Origin of the sequence: Clostridium rectalis (genome assembly GCF_900626095.1) — a bacterium.
Lineage (GTDB): Bacteria > Bacillota > Clostridia > Clostridiales > Clostridiaceae > Clostridium_AS > Clostridium_AS rectalis.
In genome coordinates this window covers 231,498-252,722 of record NZ_UYZZ01000003.1, presented here as the reverse complement: position 1 = coordinate 252,722, position 21,225 = coordinate 231,498, and the positions used below count along the sequence as shown (strand labels likewise).

The window sequence follows — 21,225 nt, the reverse complement described above, 5'->3', positions numbered from 1 at the left end:
TGTGATTATATGAAAGATAATTTTAGAAATATAGGATTTATATTTATTATAGTTGTTATTGGGGTATTTAGTATGCCTGGAAAAATTTATGCGAATAGTGTAGATATAAAAGTTAATGCATATTTAAATGGTAAATTGAAGTTAGGCTATATAAATCCTATAGAAGTAACAGTAGAATCAAGTATGGAAAATTTAGAGGGAAGTTTAAATCTTTATTTAGGGGAAGAAAGATATGCTCATCCCATAAATATTGTGGGAAAAAACACAAAAACATATTTGTTTTCGGTACCTTTAAATAAATCAATAAAGAAAATTAAAGTTGATTTAGTACAACAGGGTGAAACTATAAAAGAAAAACAGTTTCCAATTGAAGTGTGTAATAGTAAGACTTTGTTTATAGGACTTTTAAGTGATAGTGAAAACAAATATAGTTTTTTAAAAAACATAAGAATGAATCCGCTAGATATTAAAAATGTGGAAATAGTTAATCTAAAAGATAAGAATTTGGCATTAGATTATACAAAAAATCTTGGAATTATATTTATAGATGATTTTAATTCTGAAAGTTTGACCACAGAACAACAAGAAAGTATAGATAAGTGGATAAATGTAGGTGGTATTGTATTTGTTGGAAACGATAAATATAAAGTCAAAAATCTAACAGGGATTTTTGAAAATGTAAAGGATATAACCAAAGTTGGAGAAGGAAATATTATTCCAATAGATTTTGATTTAGGAGATAAAAATAATATAAGTAAACTCAATAAAAAAATAATGGAAAATATAAATACAAATCTTTTATGTAATATAACTCAAAATATTAATTTAAAAGATGAAGCAGTAAAGAGTGAAAAGTTAAAAAGTTGTGCTAATAATATGTTAAAAATAAATAGAAATGTAATTTACTTTTTGATTTCTGTAATTACTATATATTTAATTATTTTATTTTACTTTCTAATTAAAAGAAAAAATAAGTTTTTTTTATGGGGAATTACTATTGCAGCTTTTTCTTTAATAACTTTTTTAATATATTTTATTGAAGATGTAGGAAAGGAAAAAATAACTCTAGCATCACTAAATGAGTATAAGGGGAATAGATGTATTACTAACTCTTTAATAAATGTATATCCATATAAAAAGGATTTAAATATATTTGCTGATAATTCATTATTTATTTCCCAACAGGGGACTGGAAAATACAACATAGATCCTTTGGCTAAAAGTATATTAGTAGAATCCTCCTCTATAACTAATTACTTATACAATGTGCGGATTAGTAATATAAAGAATAATAATAAAAATACTTTGATATTAAAAGACCAACGTATAGAAGGTAAAATAACCAATGTTTTTCCATATAAATTAGAAGACTGTATTTTAATAGTTGGGGATACTGCTATTAAAATAGGGAGTTTGTCTGAAAAAGAGAACATTAAAATAGATTATAAATTAGATCATAATTTAAAGGATAATGGAGACTATGAGTATTTAAATAATCTAGAAAAACTTTTATCTAATAAATATAATAAAGAGTTTGTAAAATACTATTTTAACTTAGATACTTACACAAATTTAGAATGCAAATTAGTTGCTTTTAATAAAAGAAAAACAATTTTAAATGTAAACAATAAAAAAAGAAAAATTAATACCATTAATATGGAGATTATTCCTATTGATATTAAGTTTCATAAGAAAGAGTTTAAGCTTTCTGGAAATATTATAAGGCCTATAGTGGAAAAAGAACTAAATGATAAAGAGTTGGGTATAAAAGAATATACTTTTAAGAAAGATGAAAGTGTAAAAATTTATTATTTAATTCCCAAGAATATTAATCCAAAGAAAATTAAAATTAATAATACTTTTGAGGATGGGAATTTTTACTTAGAAATATTTAATAGTAATAAAAATGAGTGGGAAAAAATAGATAAATTACATTTTGAAAGTTCTAAATATATTAAAGATAATAAATTATTTGCTTTAAGGGTAAAAGGTAATGGAAGATTTGTAATTCCCTCTATAACTTTGGATGGTATTACAAACTAAGGTGGTGATTATATGAAAAGTAACTATAAAGCATTACAGTTAGATGACGGGTTCATAATAGTTAGTTATTTATTAACTTTAAGTATAACTCTTTTATCTTATTTACTTATTTTGATTTTTAAGTGTGAACAGTTTACATTTGATATTTATAAAAAATTCTATATGTATTTTATGATATTTCAGTTTATACTATTTTCTTTAAGTATTATGCATTTTAACGAAATAGAATTAAATAGTTTTAAAGTTCTTTTAAGGGATTTTTCAAAAGTACTTATATTAGCATTTTCTATTATACCCTTAATATTTATTATCTTTATAGTGGGAAATGTGATGATTTTAAACTTTTGGATACCTATTGTTTTACAGGTTATATACGGAGTTGCTATTCTAACTTTTAAACACATATTATCATTAATTAAATATATAAAAGAATATACAAATTTTATAATTCATTTTAGTATGTTTTTTATCAATATATTAAGTCTATTATTTTTATACATATATTATAGATATTCTCAAGTAGTAATAACTACTATATATGATAAGGACATACCAAGTATATTTTTTATCAATCCTATACTGACTATAACAGGATATATAAATAAAGAAATAACAGATTATTCTCAATTAGGGATAAAACCTGTAATTATAGCTAGTATATTTTGGAGTATATGTATTTTAGTCAATGTATTTGTTTTGTATAAAGTTAAACTATCCAAGAAAAATTTAGGAGGTAAAAATTTTGGAATGGATAAGCATTGATAATTTTTTAAAAAGGCTTAAAAAAAAAATATGGCGTGGAATATTATTTAATAATTTAATTAATCTAATATTTATATGTGGCATTTTTAGTATAATAATAATTTTATTTAGCCATTTTAAAAGTTTATTATATTTAAAAGAAAAAATATTTTACTCATATATTATAGTGCTCATATTTATGATAATCAAAACCATATTATCAAAACCATCTATGAAATTTGTTGCATTACAAGGAGATAAACTAGGATTAAAAGAGAAGCTCATAACTTATGTAGAACTTAGAGAGGACCATAATGATTTTATAGATGGTACTTTAAATATTTTTAAAGAAGATTTAGAGGATGAATTGCAAACTTTTAATGTGGTAAAAAGATATAAATATAATATAAATTATAGAATGATTTTATTGTCTATTATATTTTTAATTATAAGTTTTGGTTTATATTTTATTCCTTCTACATCAAGAGAAGAGGCATTAGAGTTGGAAAATATAAACAAAAATATAAAAAAAGAAATAGTTAATATTGATAAAATGAAGAAAGATGTTTTACAGGAAATTAAGGATGATAAAGAAAAAAAACAAACTAAGGATGTATTTGCTAAATTAAAAAAAGAATTAAAAAAAACATATAATTATGATAAAGCCTTGGCTGAAATGGGAAAAGCTGAAGAAAGGTTAAATAGTATTTTAAAACATAATAATAAAGAAAAATTTAAAAAAATGGCAGGAATTTTTAATGGAACATCAATTAAAAACAGTGATTTTGTTATGGATTTACAAAGAGGGGAAATGAATGAAAATAATATAAATAGTAATAATAAAATTTCTCAGGTGGATAAAAATAAAATAAAGAAAAATTTATATAAAAATAAAATGGGATTAAGCAATGAAGTAAAAGAAAAGATAGAAAATCAGTTAATGAAAAAAAATGCTACTACTAAAGAACTAGCTGAAGCTATGAAAAATGCCAATAATGATTTCGAAAAAAATTCAAAAATCGCAGAATCTAAAAGTAAGCTTTTAGCTAAAAAAGAGCAGAAGGCATTTGAGAATGGAGAAGGAGATAAAAAATCAGATGATTTTGCATTAGGTGGAAAAGAAAGTAAATATAAATATGGGGAAGAATCAAACATAAAAAATAATGAAGATATGGTAACTGGTAATGGAAATAGTAAAAGAGAAGATAATAATTCTTTAGGATCTAGTAAGACATTGGAAAATAAAGAAATAAAGGAAAATGCAAATAAAGGATCCATTGGGAAATATAATAAATCTACAGATTTAAAGGAAAGTAAAACTTTATCAAATGTTAATTCTAAAATAAATTCTACAGGTAAGATATTTGATAAAAGTTTAGAGGAGATTATAGGAGAAAAAGGTGAAGTAAAATATATGAAAAAAAGATGGGAAGAGTTTAAAAAGGAAGGAATGGATTATTTATTTAAGTATAATATACCTTTAAATAAAGAAGATTTGGTTATAGAGTATTTTAAAGAATTGAACAAATAGGGGGAGTTAGATTTGGAAGAAATTCATATAAGAAATTTTAGTGATAAATATAAGTTGGTAGAAAAAGAGATTGGGAAAAATATAATAGGCCAAAGACAGGTTATAAAAAATGTTTTAATAGGTATTATTTCCGGAGGCAATGTGCTTTTAGAAGGCATGCCAGGACTAGGTAAAACCCAATTAGTAAAGACTATAGGAAAAGTTTTAGAACTAGATTTTTCAAGAATACAATTTACACCAGACTTAATGCCGTCAGATATTATTGGTACTGAAATAGTTACAAAAAAGGACGGGAATATAGATTTTGTTTTTAAAAAAGGTCCTATATTTAGTTCTATAATTCTAGCAGATGAGATAAATAGAGCTACGCCAAAAACACAAAGTGCATTACTCCAAGCTATGGAAGAGAAAAAAATTACTGTGGGAAATTCAACATATGAATTAGAGGATCCTTTTTTTGTTCTCGCTACACAAAATCCTCTGGAAACAGAAGGAACTTATCCATTACCTGAGGCACAATTAGATAGATTCATGATGAAAATAAATATAAATTTACCAGAAGATGAGGCAATAAGTTCCATATTAGACTTAACTACGGGTAATACTAAGATAGATAACAGTGTTAATAAAATTTTAGATAAAAACCAAATACTTAAAATGAGAGAACTATCAAGGAGTGTACTAGTATCTGGATCAGTTAAGAAATTAGCCGTTGATATAGTAACCAATACTTATGATGAAAGAACAGATATATCGGCTATTAAAGATTATGTTAAATATGGGGCAAGTTTAAGAGGAATTCAGTCTATTATACTTGCAGCAAAGGTTAAAGCCCTAGTTGAGGAAAGATATAATTTAGCTTATGAGGACGTAAAGGAAATGGCTTATCCATGTTTAAGGCATAGAATAAGTTTGAATTTTAATGCTATGCAAGATAATGTTAGCGAAGATGAAATAATTAAAGAAATACTTAGCAGGGTGAGTTAAATGGAAAATTTTTTAAAAGAGCTTGAACAGGCCAATATTGAAATAAGAAAAAGAATTACAGGCTCTTTAACGGGAAACTATAAAAGTAATACGTTAGGGAATTCATATGACTTTTATGGTGTGAGACCTTACTATGAAGGGGATAATATAAAAAATATTGATTGGAAATTATTTAGCAGAACAGGAAAAATATATACAAAATTATTTTCGGAGCAAAAACAGATTAGCGTTACAGTGCTTATAGATAATAGTGAATCTATGAATTTTGGAGAGCCCAACAAATTAAATATAGGAAAAATGTGTGCACTAGGTATTAGTTATATTGCACTTAATGGAGCAAATAAATTAAGCTTATATTCATTTAATGATTCTATACATATGTGTGTCAATAATTTTAGCGGTAAAAGCTTGTTTTATCAGGTGTTAAATAAAATTAAAGATATAGATGCTACAGGCAAAACAGACTTTAAAAAAGTTTTATTAACCACAAATGATAGTAAAGGAATAGCTTTTATAATAACTGATTTGCTTAGTAATAATATAAAGGAGTTTTTAAATCAGAGTGCTTATAAATATGAAAAAGTAGTATTAATTCATGTTATGAGTAAAGATGAACTAAATCCTGTACATAATGGAAAAATAAAGTTTTGGGATAGTGAAACAAGAGAAAGTGTATTACTGGACATAGGAAGTAGAGAAATAGATAGTTATAAAAGGAAAGTAAAGGAATTTGTATTAAATTCTAAGGAAGAATGTAAAAAAAGAGGTATTAAATATGTATTTGCTTCAAAATACAATTCTCCTGTAAAAATAATTATGAAGGCAATAGAGGTGGAGTAAATATGGTATTTTTAAAGCCTCTTAGGTTACTAGGTTTATTATTACTTAGTATTATAGTTGTAATCCATTTAAAGAAAAGAAAAGTAAAGGAAGTTTTAATATCTAGCACTTTTTTATGGCAACAGGTTTTTGAAGATATTAAAAAAGTGAAAAAGAAGAGAATAAATAAATATTTTCTATTAATACTACATCTTTTAATAGGAATATTTGTGATTATAATTTTTTCTAAACCCAGATTAAACTTAATAAATAATAAAGAAACATATACTATTGTCGTTGATGGGTCTATTTCTATGAAAGCTATAGAAAATGGAAATAGCCATATGGACATGCTTAGAAAAGAAGTTAAGGATTTTATAAAATCATCACCTAAAAATTCTAATTATAATTTAGTCTTAATGAAGAACAAAACTGATATTCTAAAAGAAAATATAAACAAAAATGAGTTAATTAAAGAAATAGATAATATTTCTCCTGTAAATGAACCACTTGATGTGGAGAAAGCTCATAATGTTATAAATACATTTGGTGGTAAAATAGTAATTTTTACAGATAAGGAAATATTTAAAAGGAAGAAAGTTATAAAGATAGGAAATGGTATAGAGGATTTAGGAATAATTTATGCAGCTAGTTACAATAAAAATAAAGGTTATTACTGTATTGTAAAAAATTATGGTAAAAAAAACAAAGTTGCAACCATCACTTTAAAGGATGATTCAGATAATCTTCTTGGAAGTTGTGAATGCAATTTAAATAGTAATGAAGAAAAAAAAGTAAATTTCAACATAGTGTCTAAGAATATAGAAACAATACATTTCTCTATTGTAGAAAGGGATATGATAAGTGAAAACAATTATTATTTACTTAATACACTTGAAAAAAATAAAAAGAGGGTAGTTTTAATTGGGGAAAATTATTTTTTAGAAAAGGCTTTAAAAGTAATACCCTATGTTGAAATTATAAAAAAAGATAATATAGATACGTATAATGAGAAATATGATCTTTACGTTATATGTAAGGATAATATTAAAAATATTCCTAAAAAAAGTAATATATGGTGGGTACACCCGCCTAAAAATATTGTTACTAATAAGAAGATTATGGGAGGATTAAAAATAAACACTAACATTCTATTAGAAAAAATGGATGAAAATGAAGTTTATGGAGAAGCCTATGAAATAATAGACAATGATAATGAAATTGAAGAGATTATAAAAATTGATAATAAACCTGTTATGGGTATAGATAAAAAAAATAACATATATTCATCCATAGAATGGAGTAAATGTGAAATTGTTTTAACACCTGCATTCCCAATTTTAGTAGAAAATATTTTGAGGAATTTTATTTTTAAAGATAGTGAAAATTATAATTCAAATGATTTTCTAATTAACAATTTTGAAAGTAAAAATAATACAAAATTATTTCCAAGTAATTTAATAAATGTAGATTTATCAAAAATTTTAGCTGTAGTAATACTCATTATTTTAGTAATAGAATGGCAGGTGTTTAGAAATGAGTATTAATTTAAATATAAAACTTATAATTATATTTTTATCAGTAATTTTTTATTTTCTGATCCAAGGATATAAATTGAAAAATTCTTGGAATAAAAATAAATTAATATTATGGCTTACAACTAGAATTCTTATTATAGTTTTATTATTCTTATCAGTTAGCGAATTTAAGATAATTTTTAAAAATAATGATAACTGCACAATATTTTTGGTGGATGAATCTTTAAGTGTTGAGAAATATAAAAAAGATATAGAAAACTATGTGAATAGTGAAATAAATAAAAAGAATAAATCTGATGAGATAGCTGTAATAGGTTTTGGAAAAGATGTGGTGATAGAATTACCACTTACATGTGATAAAAAGAATATAGAATTATGTTCTACTATAAATAAGAATTTTACTAATTTAGAAAAAGCATTAGATTTTTCTATAGATTATTTCCCTAAAAATAAAAATAGAAGATTAGTAATTATTACAGATAAAAATGAAAATATTGGGGAAGTTAAAAAAAGTAGTGAAAAAATAAAAAAAGAAAATATTAATTTATTTTTAAAAACAATAGATAATATAAAAGAAAATGATGTGGAATTAACTGAAATAATTGCACCTAAAAATATTTATAAATCAGGAAACATTCCTATCAGTGTTTATTTAAATAGCACATATGAAACTCATGGGGAATTAAATTTATATATTAATAATAAAAAGATAATAAATAAAAAAGTTGATGTAAAAAAAGGGGAAAATAAATATACATATAAATTCCCAATAAACGAAGAAAAAGAAATTACAATTAAAGGTGAAATAAATTTCATACAGGATGAAAATAAGTTTAATAATATTTTTACCATATATAGAAGTATAAAAAAGCAGGCTAAAGTACTAGTGATAAGTGAAAATGAGGAAGAAAATATAAATAAGCTACTTGATAGCTACGGTATAAAGAGAGTTAATTATGCATCAAAAGAAGTACCAACAGATATAAATTTTTTAAGTGATTTTAATGAAATAATATTAATTAATACTGACTATAATAGCTTACCAAATAAATTTGATAATAATTTAGAAAAGGCTGTGGAAAAATTTGGGGTAGGATTACTTACAATTGGAGGAGAGAGATCTTTTGCTTTGGGAGGATATGAAAACACTACTTTAGAAAGAATATTACCTGTTTCTTGTAAAATGAAAAACAATAGAAAACAGGCTAATACTGGGCTTATGTTATTAATAGATTGTTCAGGAAGCATGAATGAAGATAGTGGTGGAGTAAAAAAAATAGAATTAGCAAAACAAGCTGCTACGGAAGCAATAAATGCATTAGAGAAAGAGGATTATGTAGGAGTACTAGCTTTTTCAGATACTTTAGAATGGATAGTACCATTTCAAAAAGTTAATAATAAAGAAAAGCTAAAAAACCGTGTAGGGAAGTTAAAGTCAAAAGGAGGGACTCTTATTATTCCAGCTTTAATAGATGGTATAAATGCTTTCAAAGGAGATAAAGTTAAAGTTAAACACATGATTCTTTTAACAGATGGACAGGCAGAAAAAAAAGGATTTAATAAATATATAAATGAAATGAAAAAAAATAAAATTACTGCCTCAACGGTAGCTGTTGGAAATGATTGTGACAAAGATGTGTTAGCCTATATTTCAGATTCTTCAGGAGGAAGAAAATATATATCAAAAGACTATTTAAATGTGCCTAAAATTTTGGCAAAAGAAAGCTATATTTCTCAGAAGAAATATATAAATAATCAGGTTTTTATCCCAGAGCAATGTAATGATATTTTTAATAAATCTAACAAATTATTACCTGAGCTTAAAGGATATATAGGCACAGGAATAAAGGAAAAGGGAAGTTTGGTTTTGCAAAGTGATAAGAAGGATCCTATACTTGCCTTTTGGAATTATGGTATTGGCAAAGTTGGAGTATGGACATCGGATATTAGTGGAAAATGGAGTGAAAACTGGATAGGATGGAATGGCTTTTATGACTATTACTCAAAAATAGTAAATTATTTATTAGCGGATAAAGAGAAAAAGGATGTTACAATGGATCTCAAAAAAACTCAAGGTAATGTTGAAGTATTGGTTGAAAGTAGAAATAAAGACCCATTTAATGAGGTTGAGGTTTTAGTGGCTACTCCAAATAATGAAGAAAAAAAAGTAGCATTAAAATCTATAGAGCAAGGTAAATATAAAGGAGTTTTTGAATTAAATGAATTAGGCAAGTATAATTTCTTAGCTATATTAAAAAAAGAAGGTAAAGTTTCAGATAGAGCCATGGATAGTATTTATTTAAACTATTCTCCTGAATATAGTATTAAAAGGGATAAAGATAAAAACGGTGATTTAGATAGATTGGTTATGGAGCTTTCAGGTAAAAAACTAAAAGATAATGAAAATGTATTTAAAGAAAAAGTAATTTGCAAAAATATATCAAGTATAAATTTTGACTTTATATCTATTCCCCTAGTATTAATACTATTTTTTATAGATATTTATTTAAGAATAAGGTAGAAGGAAAGGATAAAAATGAAGAATAAAAAATTACTCAAGATAGGAGTACCATTAATTATAATAGCTATTTTTATTTCAGGTTTTGCATTTATAAATAGTGATTTTTATAGGAAGAAGGCATTAAAAAAGAAAGTTTATGATGCATCTCAAAAAACCATACAGTATTATTATGATACCTATAAAAAGGATGAGTTTGCTGGAATAATGGACTGGCCTGCCTTAGGTTTGTATGGGTTTGGAGAGGATATTAGCGGTGAAGTTTGGACTGTAAATGGGAAAAATGCTGCTTATTTTAGAGAAAAACAAATTAAAAATGGACAAGGGCTCTCTAAAACAAAAAATACAGATTATCAAAGAACCATAATAGGAATTACTTCTGCAAAAAAAGATCCTAGAAATTTTGGTGGGATTAATCTAGTAAAAGCTGTTAAAGATACAATGCTTGAAAATGGTCATTTTGCAGATTCTGTGGAAGATAAAAGAACAAAAAAGCCTGTAGGAGATGACCTTATAAATTCTCAATGTTTTGGTACAATAGCTCTTCATTGTGCTGGAGAGCCTATTCCAAATAGAGATAAGGCTATGAGATGGCTTGAAAAAAATCAACATCATGATGGTGGTTTTACTTGGGATGTAAAAAACTTTGATGACAAAGAGGATTATCTAAAAACCGCCTCTGATGTGGATATGACATCAGCAGTACTTATGGCTTTAAGCATACTTAAAGTGGATAAAGATTATCCACCGGTAAAAAGAGCATTAGAGTATTTAAAAAGTCATCAATTGGATAATGGTGGATTTGAATCCTGGGGAACAGAAAATCCAGAAAGTGCTGTTTGGGCAATTCAAGCTCTTTTGATGTATGGAGAAAATCCTTTGGATAAAAAGTGGGAGAAAGATAAAGACTGTAATCCAGTTACTTTTATACTAAAGCATCAGTTACCTAATGGTGCTTTTACACATGTATTAGATGAAAAAGATATGTCACCTCTTTACAATAATAGTTTAACAACTTATGAATGTTTGTATGGTATGGCAGATATTTATAATGAAGAAACAACTTATGACAGACTATTTAAAGCCAATAAACCTAATACAGAAAAGATATTATTTAGTGACTTATTACATGGAAGTCATGGGTATAAAGAAGTTATAGATGTAGTTTATAACTATATAATGGATAGTTATAGTGATGGAACATTTAAACCTAAAAAGGAAATAACTAAGGGTGATTTAGGAAGATATTTAGTAAATTTATTAAATCTTCAAGGGGATTTTTATAAAAAATTTAGTGGAGATGAATTAAAGTTTGTAAAAGAAAATAAAAAATCAAATGTATTAGAAATAGATAGTAATAATAATTACATTGAAATTTGTATAGAAAAAGGTTTGTTTAAAGATATTCCGTCCTTAAATAAAAAGGGAGATATGGATAAAAAGATTACAGGTAAAGAGTTTATAACAGCATTGGAAAATGGGGCAAAACTTAAAAATAAAACTGTAAAAGTAGAAGAACTTAAATTTAAGAGTTTCAGTGAAAGTGAAACTGTTAATAGACTAAATTGTGCTATAAGTTTTTCTAAATTTAAACAGCTAATAAAATAAGTTGCCCCTGTAAATGTTGCTTATATAAATATATACAGTGTAATTATATCAAATTTTTCACATTTTAAAAAGAGAGGAGGAAGTATAAAAAACATTTACTTATAGTTAATTTATATTTTAAAGGGGGAAATTAATATGTTGAAAAAAAGCAAAATAAAAAAAATCATAGCCACTTCAGTTATGGCCTTGATGATGGCTGCAACTATGGAAACTGGAGTACTTGGCATGAGACAAGCCTATGTACATGCAGCTGAAATTGCACCAATTACAACAAAAGCTTTAGTACAGAATACAAATTTAAGAGGTAGAGTTGAAGGTGCAATAAATTCAACTTGTGATGTAATAATAGATCACCACTATTCTATGGATTGGGCAGCTATAGGGTTATCAAGAGCTGGTCAGCAGCATAAAATACCTTTAACTTATTTAAAAGATACGGTGGATTATTTAAAGAATCCAGAAAACCAAAGTTTGTTTGAAAGTAGACCTACAGAGTTTGAAAGAATAACTTTAGGCGTGCTTGCAGCAGGAGGGGATCCAACAAATGTTAATGGATCAGGAATAAATCTTATAGAAAAAATTTACAATGCAGACCTATCCTCACAGGGGATAAATGCATTGGTATTTGGACTTATTGCTTTAGATTCAAAGAATTATGAGATACCAAGTAATGCAAAATGGAATAGAGGGAATTTAATAGATGCTATATTAAACGCACAATGCAGCAAAACAGGAGGATGGGCATTTTTTGGAGATAATGCAGATCCAGATATGACAGGTATGGCTATGACAGCTTTAGCTCCATATAATAATGAAGATTATCCTAATGTTCAAAAAGCTATTGAGGATGCAATAGATATTTTAAAAGATATGCAGATAAAAGAAGGAGAAAATGAAGGGGGATTTGAGTCCTGGGGAACTGTAAATTCAGAAAGTTGTGCGCAAGTTATTATGGGACTATGCGCTAATAAAATAAATCCAACGGAAGAAAGATTTACAGGTAAAAGCGGTAAAAATGTGGTAGATGCATTATTAAGCTTTCAAGTTAAAGAAGGAGGATTTTCACATATAAAGGGTCAGTTTGGTGGAGTTAATGGTATGGCTACAGAACAAGCCTTATATGCCTTAGATCAATTTATATATCATTTAGATGGAAAAGGTTCCATATATAAGTGGTAAGAATAATTATTTCGGGGAGGCTAAAAAAAATTAGCCTTTCCAAGTACATATTAAAATAGGAGGTCAGATATGTTTAAAAAGAAAGAATTTAAAAGTACTCTTTGTATGTTTCTAACATTTTTAATAATGTTTTCCTATATAAATATTAGCATAGTAGAGTTTAATCAAGTCCATGCGGAAAACACAAAAGAAAATAATGCTGAAAAATCTATTAAAGATGAGAAATTTCAGTATAAAGAAGAAAATAATAAGGAAAAGACTATAAAAATAGTAAATAAATCTTCAAAAATAAAAGTAGGAGAAACCACAAATATAGAAGTAAAGGATGACGAAGAAAATACTATTCCTACAGAAAATTTAGTATTTACAATAAGTGATGAAAAATTAGGAAGAATGGATGAAAAGGTTTCTAATAAGTTTATGGCATTGGGATCAGGAACTATAGCTATAAAAGCAGCACTAAAGAATAATCCTAATATAAATGATGAGGTAGAATTTAAAGTCTTAGAAAATTCAGAAAATGTTCCTGGGACAAAGGCAGAGGAAAAAGTAAAAGTAAAGGTAAGAGTAGAGGGACCAGAATATACAATATTACCAGAAACAGAAGTGCAGGTTAAAAAAGGATCACAAAATAAGGATGTATTAAAAGCAGCAGGACTAGAAGTAGTTGAATCAGGAGGATTCGTTAACGCTATAGAAGGGGTAAGAGGAAAGTCTTTTTGGTCATTTAGTCCTTATGCAGCAAGCTATTTAAAAGATGAAGATATAGTAATAAATGGAAACGGAGCAATGGGAAGGACAGTTTTAGAAGGGGCCAGCACTGTAAATGAAGGAGAAGAGTTTGAAGTAATATGTAAAAGTGAAGATGGAAAAGCAATAAGTGGAGCAGAAATTAAATACTATAAATCAAGTGAATATGATTATAAGAGTATAAATAAAAATAAAATAAAACCTATAGACACAAAAGTAAAAACAGATAGTGAAGGAAAAGCAAAAATAAAACTAGAAAAAGGAAAGTATTTTATAGTAGCAGAAAAATCTAATATATCCAGAACTAAGGCATTAATGGTGGAAGTAAAAGAAAAGGCAGAGGAAAAAGTAAAAGTAAAGGTAAGAGTAGAAGGACCAGAATATACAATATTACCAGAAACAGAAGTGCAGGTTAAAAAAGGATCACAAAATAAGGATGTATTAAAAGCAGCAGGACTAGAAGTAGTTGAATCAGGAGGATTCGTTAACGCTATAGAAGGGGTAAGAGGAAAGTCTTTTTGGTCATTTAGTCCTTATGCAGCAAGCTATTTAAAAGATGAAGATATAGTAATAAATGGAAACGGAGCAATGGGAAGGACAGTTTTAGAAGGGGCCAGCACTGTAAATGAAGGAGAAGAGTTTGAAGTAATATGTAAAAGTGAAGATGGAAAAGCAATAAGTGGAGCAGAAATTAAATACTATAAATCAAGTGAATATGATTATAAGAGTATAAATAAAAATAAAATAAAACCTATAGACACAAAAGTAAAAACAGATAGTGAAGGAAAAGCAAAAATAAAACTAGAAAAAGGAAAGTATTTTATAGTAGCAGAAAAATCTAATACATCTAGAACCAAGGCATTAATGGTGGAAGTAAAAGAAAAGGATGCTATTGAAAAACTAAATATAATTTTACCTAAGGAAACTACAAATGGATTTCTTTGTGAGATTAAAGTTATAGATAGTGAAGGAAAACCAGTGAAAGATGCAGAAATTGCATATGGTTTATATGACACTTGGCTTAGTAATTTTGATAAACATGTAAAAGGGAAAACAGATGAATTTGGAAAGGCTATAATAAAAGTAGAAAATAATAATGCTACATGTACAATGTATTTTAAGGCTAGAAAAGGAAAAGTGAAAAGTGAAATAAAAACCCTAAAACTACTTAAAGAGGACTATGTTATAAAAACCGAGGAAAAAGACCTATTAATGGGGCAAGGTGAAAAACATATATTTAAAGTTATTATAAATGGTAAAAATAGTGATGAAATTAAAGAAGATTTTATATGGGAAAGCTTAAACAGGGAAGTTGCAACAGTTGATCAAAATGGACAAGTTACAGCATTAAAAGTGGGAGAAACAATTATAAAAGCTAGTATAAAAAAAGATCCTAGATACTGCATTGAAATTAAGGTAAAGGTTTTAAAAGATGTAGTAAAAACAATGTTAAGAATAGAACTTAACAGCCAAAAGGATTATCATAGTGAAATTAGGTTACCAGGAAAGGAAATAAATTTAGAAAATTTATTAAAAGCCCCAACCTATTTTGGGATGGACAAAGAATCAAAATACAAACCTAAATTTGATGAAAATGGTAAATTGACTCATATTGATAATTGGAAAAAAGGAGAACCATGTTTTTCAGTATTTGTTAATGGAAAGTTTATAGAAAGGCCAAAGGATTTAATCATTAAAACAGGGGACAGTATTGTTTGCTCACAAAATGGGGCTACAAAATTGTTAGAAGTAGAATTGCCTAAAGAATGTAAATCAGGCACACCTATTGAGGTGGTTGCAAAAGATGAGAGAGGAGAAAGGGTAGAAGGAGCATGGATTAAAGAAAGGTATAAAGATCATGGGGAAACTGATAAAGAGGGCAAGAAAACTATTATATTAAATGAAAAAGATTCACATTCTATTATTGCTGAAAAGAAAGGTTATGTTAGAGCTGAGAATAAAAAAATTAATGTATTTTTACCAAAACTTAAATGGGAATTTCCTAAAAAGGTAGATAATAATAAAGAGTTTGATATTAATTTTACTGCAGATGAAAAAGTAGCACCAGGGGTAAAAATATATCATGCAAGTCAGGAAATATTTTATGCACATTTGTTACATGAAGACAGGCTAATAGGTATAACAGATGATAATGGAAATATAAAGGGTAAACTAAATTTAAAAGAAGATAAATATTATGTATATGCTGTATATAATGATAATTTAGTAAGCTTAGGGTTTATAGATGTTTCAGGAAAGGATAATGAAAAACCTGAAATTATAGTGGAAGGTATAGATAATAACTTAGTGGTAATTACAAGGAATATAACATTTAATGTATTAGTAAAGGATAATACAGATGAAGTTATTATTCCAGAAGTAAAATGTAATGGGAGTATATTAACTAAAGATAAGGATAAATATAAGGCTTCATTAAAGGATGGAGAAAATACTATTGAAATTATTGCTAAAGATAAAGCAGGAAATAGTGAAAGAAAAGAATATACTTTAATTTATAAGTCTGCTATTGCAGTTAATAAAATAGTTATTAAAGGTAGTAAAGAAAAACTACATCCAAAGGATAAAATAACTTTAAAGGCTGCAGCAGTAGATAAAGAGAATAATGCAATTCTAGGAAAAGAAATTATATTTAGTAGTAGTAATGAAAAGGTGGCAAAAGTAGATTCAAAAACAGGAGAAGTAATAGCAATTGGTAATGGCACTGTTACTTTAACTGCTATTTTAAAGGATAATGTTTCAATAAAAGAAAGTGTAGATATTACAGTTACAGATAAATATGAAGTGTATATAAGAATAGAGGGATATAATCATACAATTTTACCAAGAACAAAACTAGAGGTAGGAGTGTTTGATTTAAATGAACATTTAGGTAAAGCAAGTGGAAGTAGTGCGGGAGAGTCAAATGGTTGGGATGTAAGTAAATTTGACAAACCAACTAATGCTCATGCTATTGTAAAGGCTTTAATAGATGCAGGGTTTAGACAAAAGAAGGCTAAAGATAAAGATGAATCAAAATTATTTGATTTCCAAGATTATGGCTGGAGCTTATATATTGCTATGATTGCTGGTGATAGAGAATTTGATCATAAAGGTTCGTCAGGATGGCTTTATAGAGTAAATGATAAATTACCTCCAGTGGGTTGTAATGGTGTTCCATTAAATGATGGTGATGAAATTGTTTGGATGTATTCACCTTATGGATTTGATAACATATATACAAAAATTTTTGCTAATTCAAAGGAAGTAGGATTAAATGAAGAGGTAAATATTAAATTAGATGGATATGAAGGTGGATATCAGCAAATTAAGAAGTTAGTACAGGGAGCTACAGTTCTTGTAAATGGGAAACCATATAGTAAAGATGGGAAAATTATAAAGACAGATAAATTTGGAAACGCTACTCTTACTTTTGACAAGGCAGGAGAGTATGAAATTTCAGCTACAAGAATAGATGGAAAAAAACTTATAGATATTATAAGACCAAATCCTATAAAGATTAATGTAATAGATAAAAAGGATGATAAAAAACCTAATATTTCATTAAAAGGAATTATGCATGGACAAACCTTTGATGAATCAGAGATTACTTTTACAGTAACAGCAAAGAATAATAAAGGTGAGAAAATAACTCCAATTGTAAAATGCAATAATGAATTATTAACAGGGAAAGATGATAGCTATAAGGCAGTATTAAAAGAGGGAGAAAATACTTTAATAATTAAAGCTGTTGATGAAGATGGAAATGTTGTAGAAAAAACTATAAAAATTATTTGTGATACACAAGATAAAAATTTACCGGAAATAAAATTAAAGGGTATAGAAAGTGGAGTAACAGATAAAAAAGAAGTATTATTTACAGTGGAAGCTATAGACAAAAAGGATGGTAAGTTAGAACCAATAGTAAAATTAAACGATAAAGTTATTTCAAAAGAAAATGGTAAGTACAAAGTAATATTGAAAGATGGACTTAATACCATTTATATAGAAGCCACAAACAGCAGTAAAAATACAGTAACAGAAGTAATTAGATTAAATTATAAAAAAGATAAGCCTGTAGTAGAAAAAAACTTAGATGAAGCTATAGACAAAGTTCATGATTTTATAATTAAAAATAGCACATATAGTAGTGATTGGAAGTCAGTAGCCTTTAATAAATCTGGTCTTAAATTACCAGAAAACTATAATTCTGAATATTTAAAGAATGTGGCAGAATTATTAAAGGATTCTAAAGGCTATTTTTATAAAGTAACTGATTATGAAAGAATAGCTTTAGGAGTAGTATCAGCAGGGGGAGATCCAAGAAATATAGGTGGATATAATTTACTTGATAAAATATATAATTTTAAAGATCCTAATTACCCTAAAAGAGGATTAGATTTTCAGGGATTAAATGGTGTAATTTATGCATTGGTAGCTCTTGACAGTAGAGAATATGAAATTCCAAATGGTGCTAAATACACAAGAGAGTATATGCTAGATTATATATTAAAAAATAGAAACAGTGATGGTGGATGGGATTTAAACATGAATGGGAAAAATAGTGATGTAGATATTACATCAATGACTCTTATAGCACTTGCACCACATCATGATTATGTAAGTAAAGATGGTAAAAAGGTTAAAGTTGCCATAGAGGAAGCTGTAAAATGGCTTTCAAATGTACAAAGAAAAGATGGTGGATTTAATTCTTGGAATACAGAAAATAATTCTGAAAGCTGTGCTCAAACTATTATAGGACTTTGTGCAAATGGAATAAATCCTACATCTAAAGAGTTTACTAAGGATAGAAATTTAGTAGAAAATTTATTAAGGTTTCAACAACCAAATGGTGAGTTTTATCATTTAATGGATGGCAGTGAAGGTGTAAATGGCATGGCAACTGAGCAAGCTTATCAGGCATTATTAGCCTATAAGATATTTATTAATTCAGGGTCAAAATATTGTTATGGTAAAAATTCACTTTATTATTTTGGAAAACAGAATAATGAAGATGCTATAGAAGTTACAAATTTATTGCCAGGGGAAAGTCTAAAGAAAGGCTCTAGTGCAGAGGCTAAATTAAGCATCAAAAATAATGGAAAAGAAAATAAAAAAATAACTTTGGCAGTAGTACTTTATGATAGTAAAACAAATGAGATGATAAACTATAGTTATATTAAGAAAACTTTGAAAGCTGGAGCAAAGGAAGATTTTGCAGGTGGCTTTATAATACCTAAAGAAGGAAATTTTGTAGTTAAAGCTATAATATGTGATGATTTAAGCACAGAAAAAATGAATGTATTAGCAGATCCAATATTAATAAAAGTAGAATAGTTAAGTTAGGTACTATAATGTTTTAAAACATTATAGTACCCCTTAAGGTAAGGAGGAGAATATATGAAAAAGATTTGGAAAAGTTTTATAGCTTTTATACTAATAATAATGAGTATGACCTGTACAGTTTTTGCAAGGATAGATTTGGATATAAGTGTTAATGGAAATGAGGTAATAATAAAGGGCTCATCAAATCATTTACAAGAAAATGTAATGATACAGACTTATAATGGGGATAGAAAATATTATATAGATGCAGACAAGACCAATAAAAATGGTGATTTCACATTTAAGTTTAAAACTTTAGATAACATGGACTTTAAAGGGAATATAAATGTTGGAGGAGAGTTAAAAGGATTTGATTTTTCTACAAAAAATAAGGTAGATATAGAGAAGATATCTTTAAATAAGACAAAACTTCAATTAGAGGAAGGAAAAAGTGAAAAACTAATAGCTACGGTGACACCAGAAAATGCTTCATATAAAGATTTAATCTGGAAATCTTCAGATGAAAAAATAGCTACTATAAGTGAAAATGGAGAAGTAAAGGCTGTAAAAGAAGGACAAGCTACTATTTCTGTTTCATCTATAAAAGATGAAAATATATTGGATAGCTGTTTGGTAACCATTGTAAAGGGAAGTGGTTCTGGCGGTAGTTCAGGTGGTGGAACTGTTCCAAAAGATAAAGAAGTAAGTGTATATATGAGAGTGGAAGGATATGGAGAAACAATTATTCCAAGAACTAAGGTAAAGGTTTCATTGTTTGATTTAAATCCTTATTTAGGGAAGCCAACAGGTTCTTCTGCTACGCCTTCTAAAGGATGGGGAGTAGAAAAATTTAAAAAGCCAAGTAATGCCCATGCAATAGCCAAATTATTAAATGATAATCATATAGATTATGATCTTCAAGATTATGGATGGAGTTTATATATGTCTATGATTAATGGAGATAGGGAATTTGATCAAGGTCCAATGTCAGGATGGATGTATAGCGTAAATGGTAGTCTACCACCAGTAGGATGCAATGGAAAGCCACTTAAAGAAGGGGATGAAATTGTTTGGTTTTATGGAGCCTATGGTTTTGAAACATTATTTACTACATTTAAAGCAAACAAAACACAAGTAAAGCCTGGAGAAGAAATACTATTAGAATTAGATGGAATAAAAACTGTAGGAGCAGAAGGATCCGGGGAAGTTAACGATTATGGAAAGATAAAAGAGGCTATAAATGATGCTACAATTCTTGTGGATGATGAGGAATATAAATTAAATGGACAGGTTTTAAAAACTGATGAAAGTGGTAAAGCCAAAATAAAATTTGATAATGATGGCACATATAAAATAACAGCTATTAGGTATAAAAATAGTGGTAATAAAAAAATAGATATTGTAAAACCTGAACCTATAGTAGTAAAAGTTGGAAGTGGCACTTCTTCTGGTGGGGGATCATCTTCTACTAGTAAGGAGGAAGAGGAAAAGGCTTTAAGCGAATTAAAAAATAAACTTGAAAATAACTCAGTTAGTGAAAAGGAGTTAAATATTACTACTGAAAATGATAAGCAGGTAGTTACTATAAGTGAGAGTATTATTACATCAAAAATTAATAGTGGAATTAAAATTCTAAGAAAAATAGAAGATAAATATAAGAATGTAAAAATAGATGAAGATTTGAAGGTAGTTCCTATAAAGATAAATGTTTCTAAAGGGAAAAATACTGTATTTAAATTAAAATCTTCTATAGTAAATTATATGAAGGATAAAAATTTTGGAATAAGAATTTCCTTTGATGATTCGGAGTTTAGAATTAGTGGAAATAGTGTTAAGGATATAAATTTAGAAGAGAGCATTGAAATAAGGAAAACACCACTAGCAAATAAAGGATACGAAGAAAAAATAAAAGATAGTTTAAATAATAAAAATATTGTAGCTATTCCATATAAAATGGAATTACTTAAAATAAAGGAAGATGGGAAAGTAGAAAATTTAAATTTGTTAGGATGTAGTGTAGGTATAAAAGTTGATGAAAATAAAATGAAACATATAAGAAAAAAAGGATTAAAGATAAATTCTTATGATAGTAAAAATGGTACATGGAAGGTATTAGATTCTAAATATATTAAAGATAGAAATGTGGTTGTAGGAAAATTTAATTAAGGTATTGTGATGTATATGATAAA

The 21,225-nt window shown here is 27.1% G+C and carries 11 protein-coding genes; all 11 read left to right on the top strand.

The annotated features are described in order from the left end of the window. Positions 1-9: 9 nt before the first annotated feature. The 11 genes from EJL03_RS06610 (at position 10) to EJL03_RS06560 (ending at position 21,202) form a co-directional block, all read left to right on the top strand. A complete protein-coding gene (locus EJL03_RS06610) occupies positions 10-2,043 on the top strand; it encodes a hypothetical protein (RefSeq protein ID WP_125153176.1) in 2,034 nt (677 codons plus the stop codon). Positions 2,044-2,055: 12 nt separating this feature from the next. After that, positions 2,056-2,805 (top strand): hypothetical protein, encoded by a 750-nt coding sequence (locus tag EJL03_RS06605; RefSeq protein ID WP_125153175.1) that lies wholly within the window; start codon positions 2,056-2,058, stop codon positions 2,803-2,805. Continuing rightward, a complete protein-coding gene (locus tag EJL03_RS06600; RefSeq protein ID WP_164509023.1) occupies positions 2,786-4,315 on the top strand; it encodes a hypothetical protein in 1,530 nt (509 codons plus the stop codon). The genes EJL03_RS06605 and EJL03_RS06600 overlap by 20 nt, the downstream gene beginning before the upstream one ends. A 12-nt stretch (positions 4,316-4,327) precedes the next feature. Then, the gene (locus EJL03_RS06595; RefSeq protein WP_125153173.1) at positions 4,328-5,302 is read left to right on the top strand and encodes an AAA family ATPase; all 975 of its coding nucleotides are present in this window, start codon (positions 4,328-4,330) and stop codon (positions 5,300-5,302) included. Further along, a complete protein-coding gene (locus EJL03_RS06590; protein WP_125153172.1) occupies positions 5,303-6,142 on the top strand; it encodes a DUF58 domain-containing protein in 840 nt (279 codons plus the stop codon). A gap of 2 nt (positions 6,143-6,144) precedes the next feature. Beyond that, complete coding sequence (locus EJL03_RS06585) at positions 6,145-7,668, top strand: BatA domain-containing protein (protein ID WP_125153171.1); 1,524 nt, start codon at positions 6,145-6,147, stop codon at positions 7,666-7,668. After that, entirely contained in the window at positions 7,658-10,180 is a 2,523-nt protein-coding gene (locus EJL03_RS06580; RefSeq protein WP_125153170.1) for a VWA domain-containing protein, read from the top strand. The genes EJL03_RS06585 and EJL03_RS06580 overlap by 11 nt, the downstream gene beginning before the upstream one ends. A 15-nt stretch (positions 10,181-10,195) precedes the next feature. Next, positions 10,196-11,785, top strand: coding sequence for a prenyltransferase/squalene oxidase repeat-containing protein (locus EJL03_RS06575; protein ID WP_125153169.1), 1,590 nt, complete (start codon positions 10,196-10,198; stop codon positions 11,783-11,785). A gap of 135 nt (positions 11,786-11,920) precedes the next feature. Continuing rightward, positions 11,921-12,964 (top strand): prenyltransferase/squalene oxidase repeat-containing protein, encoded by a 1,044-nt coding sequence (locus EJL03_RS06570; RefSeq protein ID WP_125153168.1) that lies wholly within the window; start codon positions 11,921-11,923, stop codon positions 12,962-12,964. Positions 12,965-13,033: 69 nt separating this feature from the next. Beyond that, the gene (locus EJL03_RS06565; protein WP_125153167.1) at positions 13,034-19,048 is read left to right on the top strand and encodes a DUF4430 domain-containing protein; all 6,015 of its coding nucleotides are present in this window, start codon (positions 13,034-13,036) and stop codon (positions 19,046-19,048) included. Positions 19,049-19,111: 63 nt separating this feature from the next. Continuing rightward, a complete protein-coding gene (locus EJL03_RS06560) occupies positions 19,112-21,202 on the top strand; it encodes an Ig-like domain-containing protein (RefSeq protein WP_125153166.1) in 2,091 nt (696 codons plus the stop codon). The last annotated feature ends 23 nt before the right edge of the window (positions 21,203-21,225 follow it).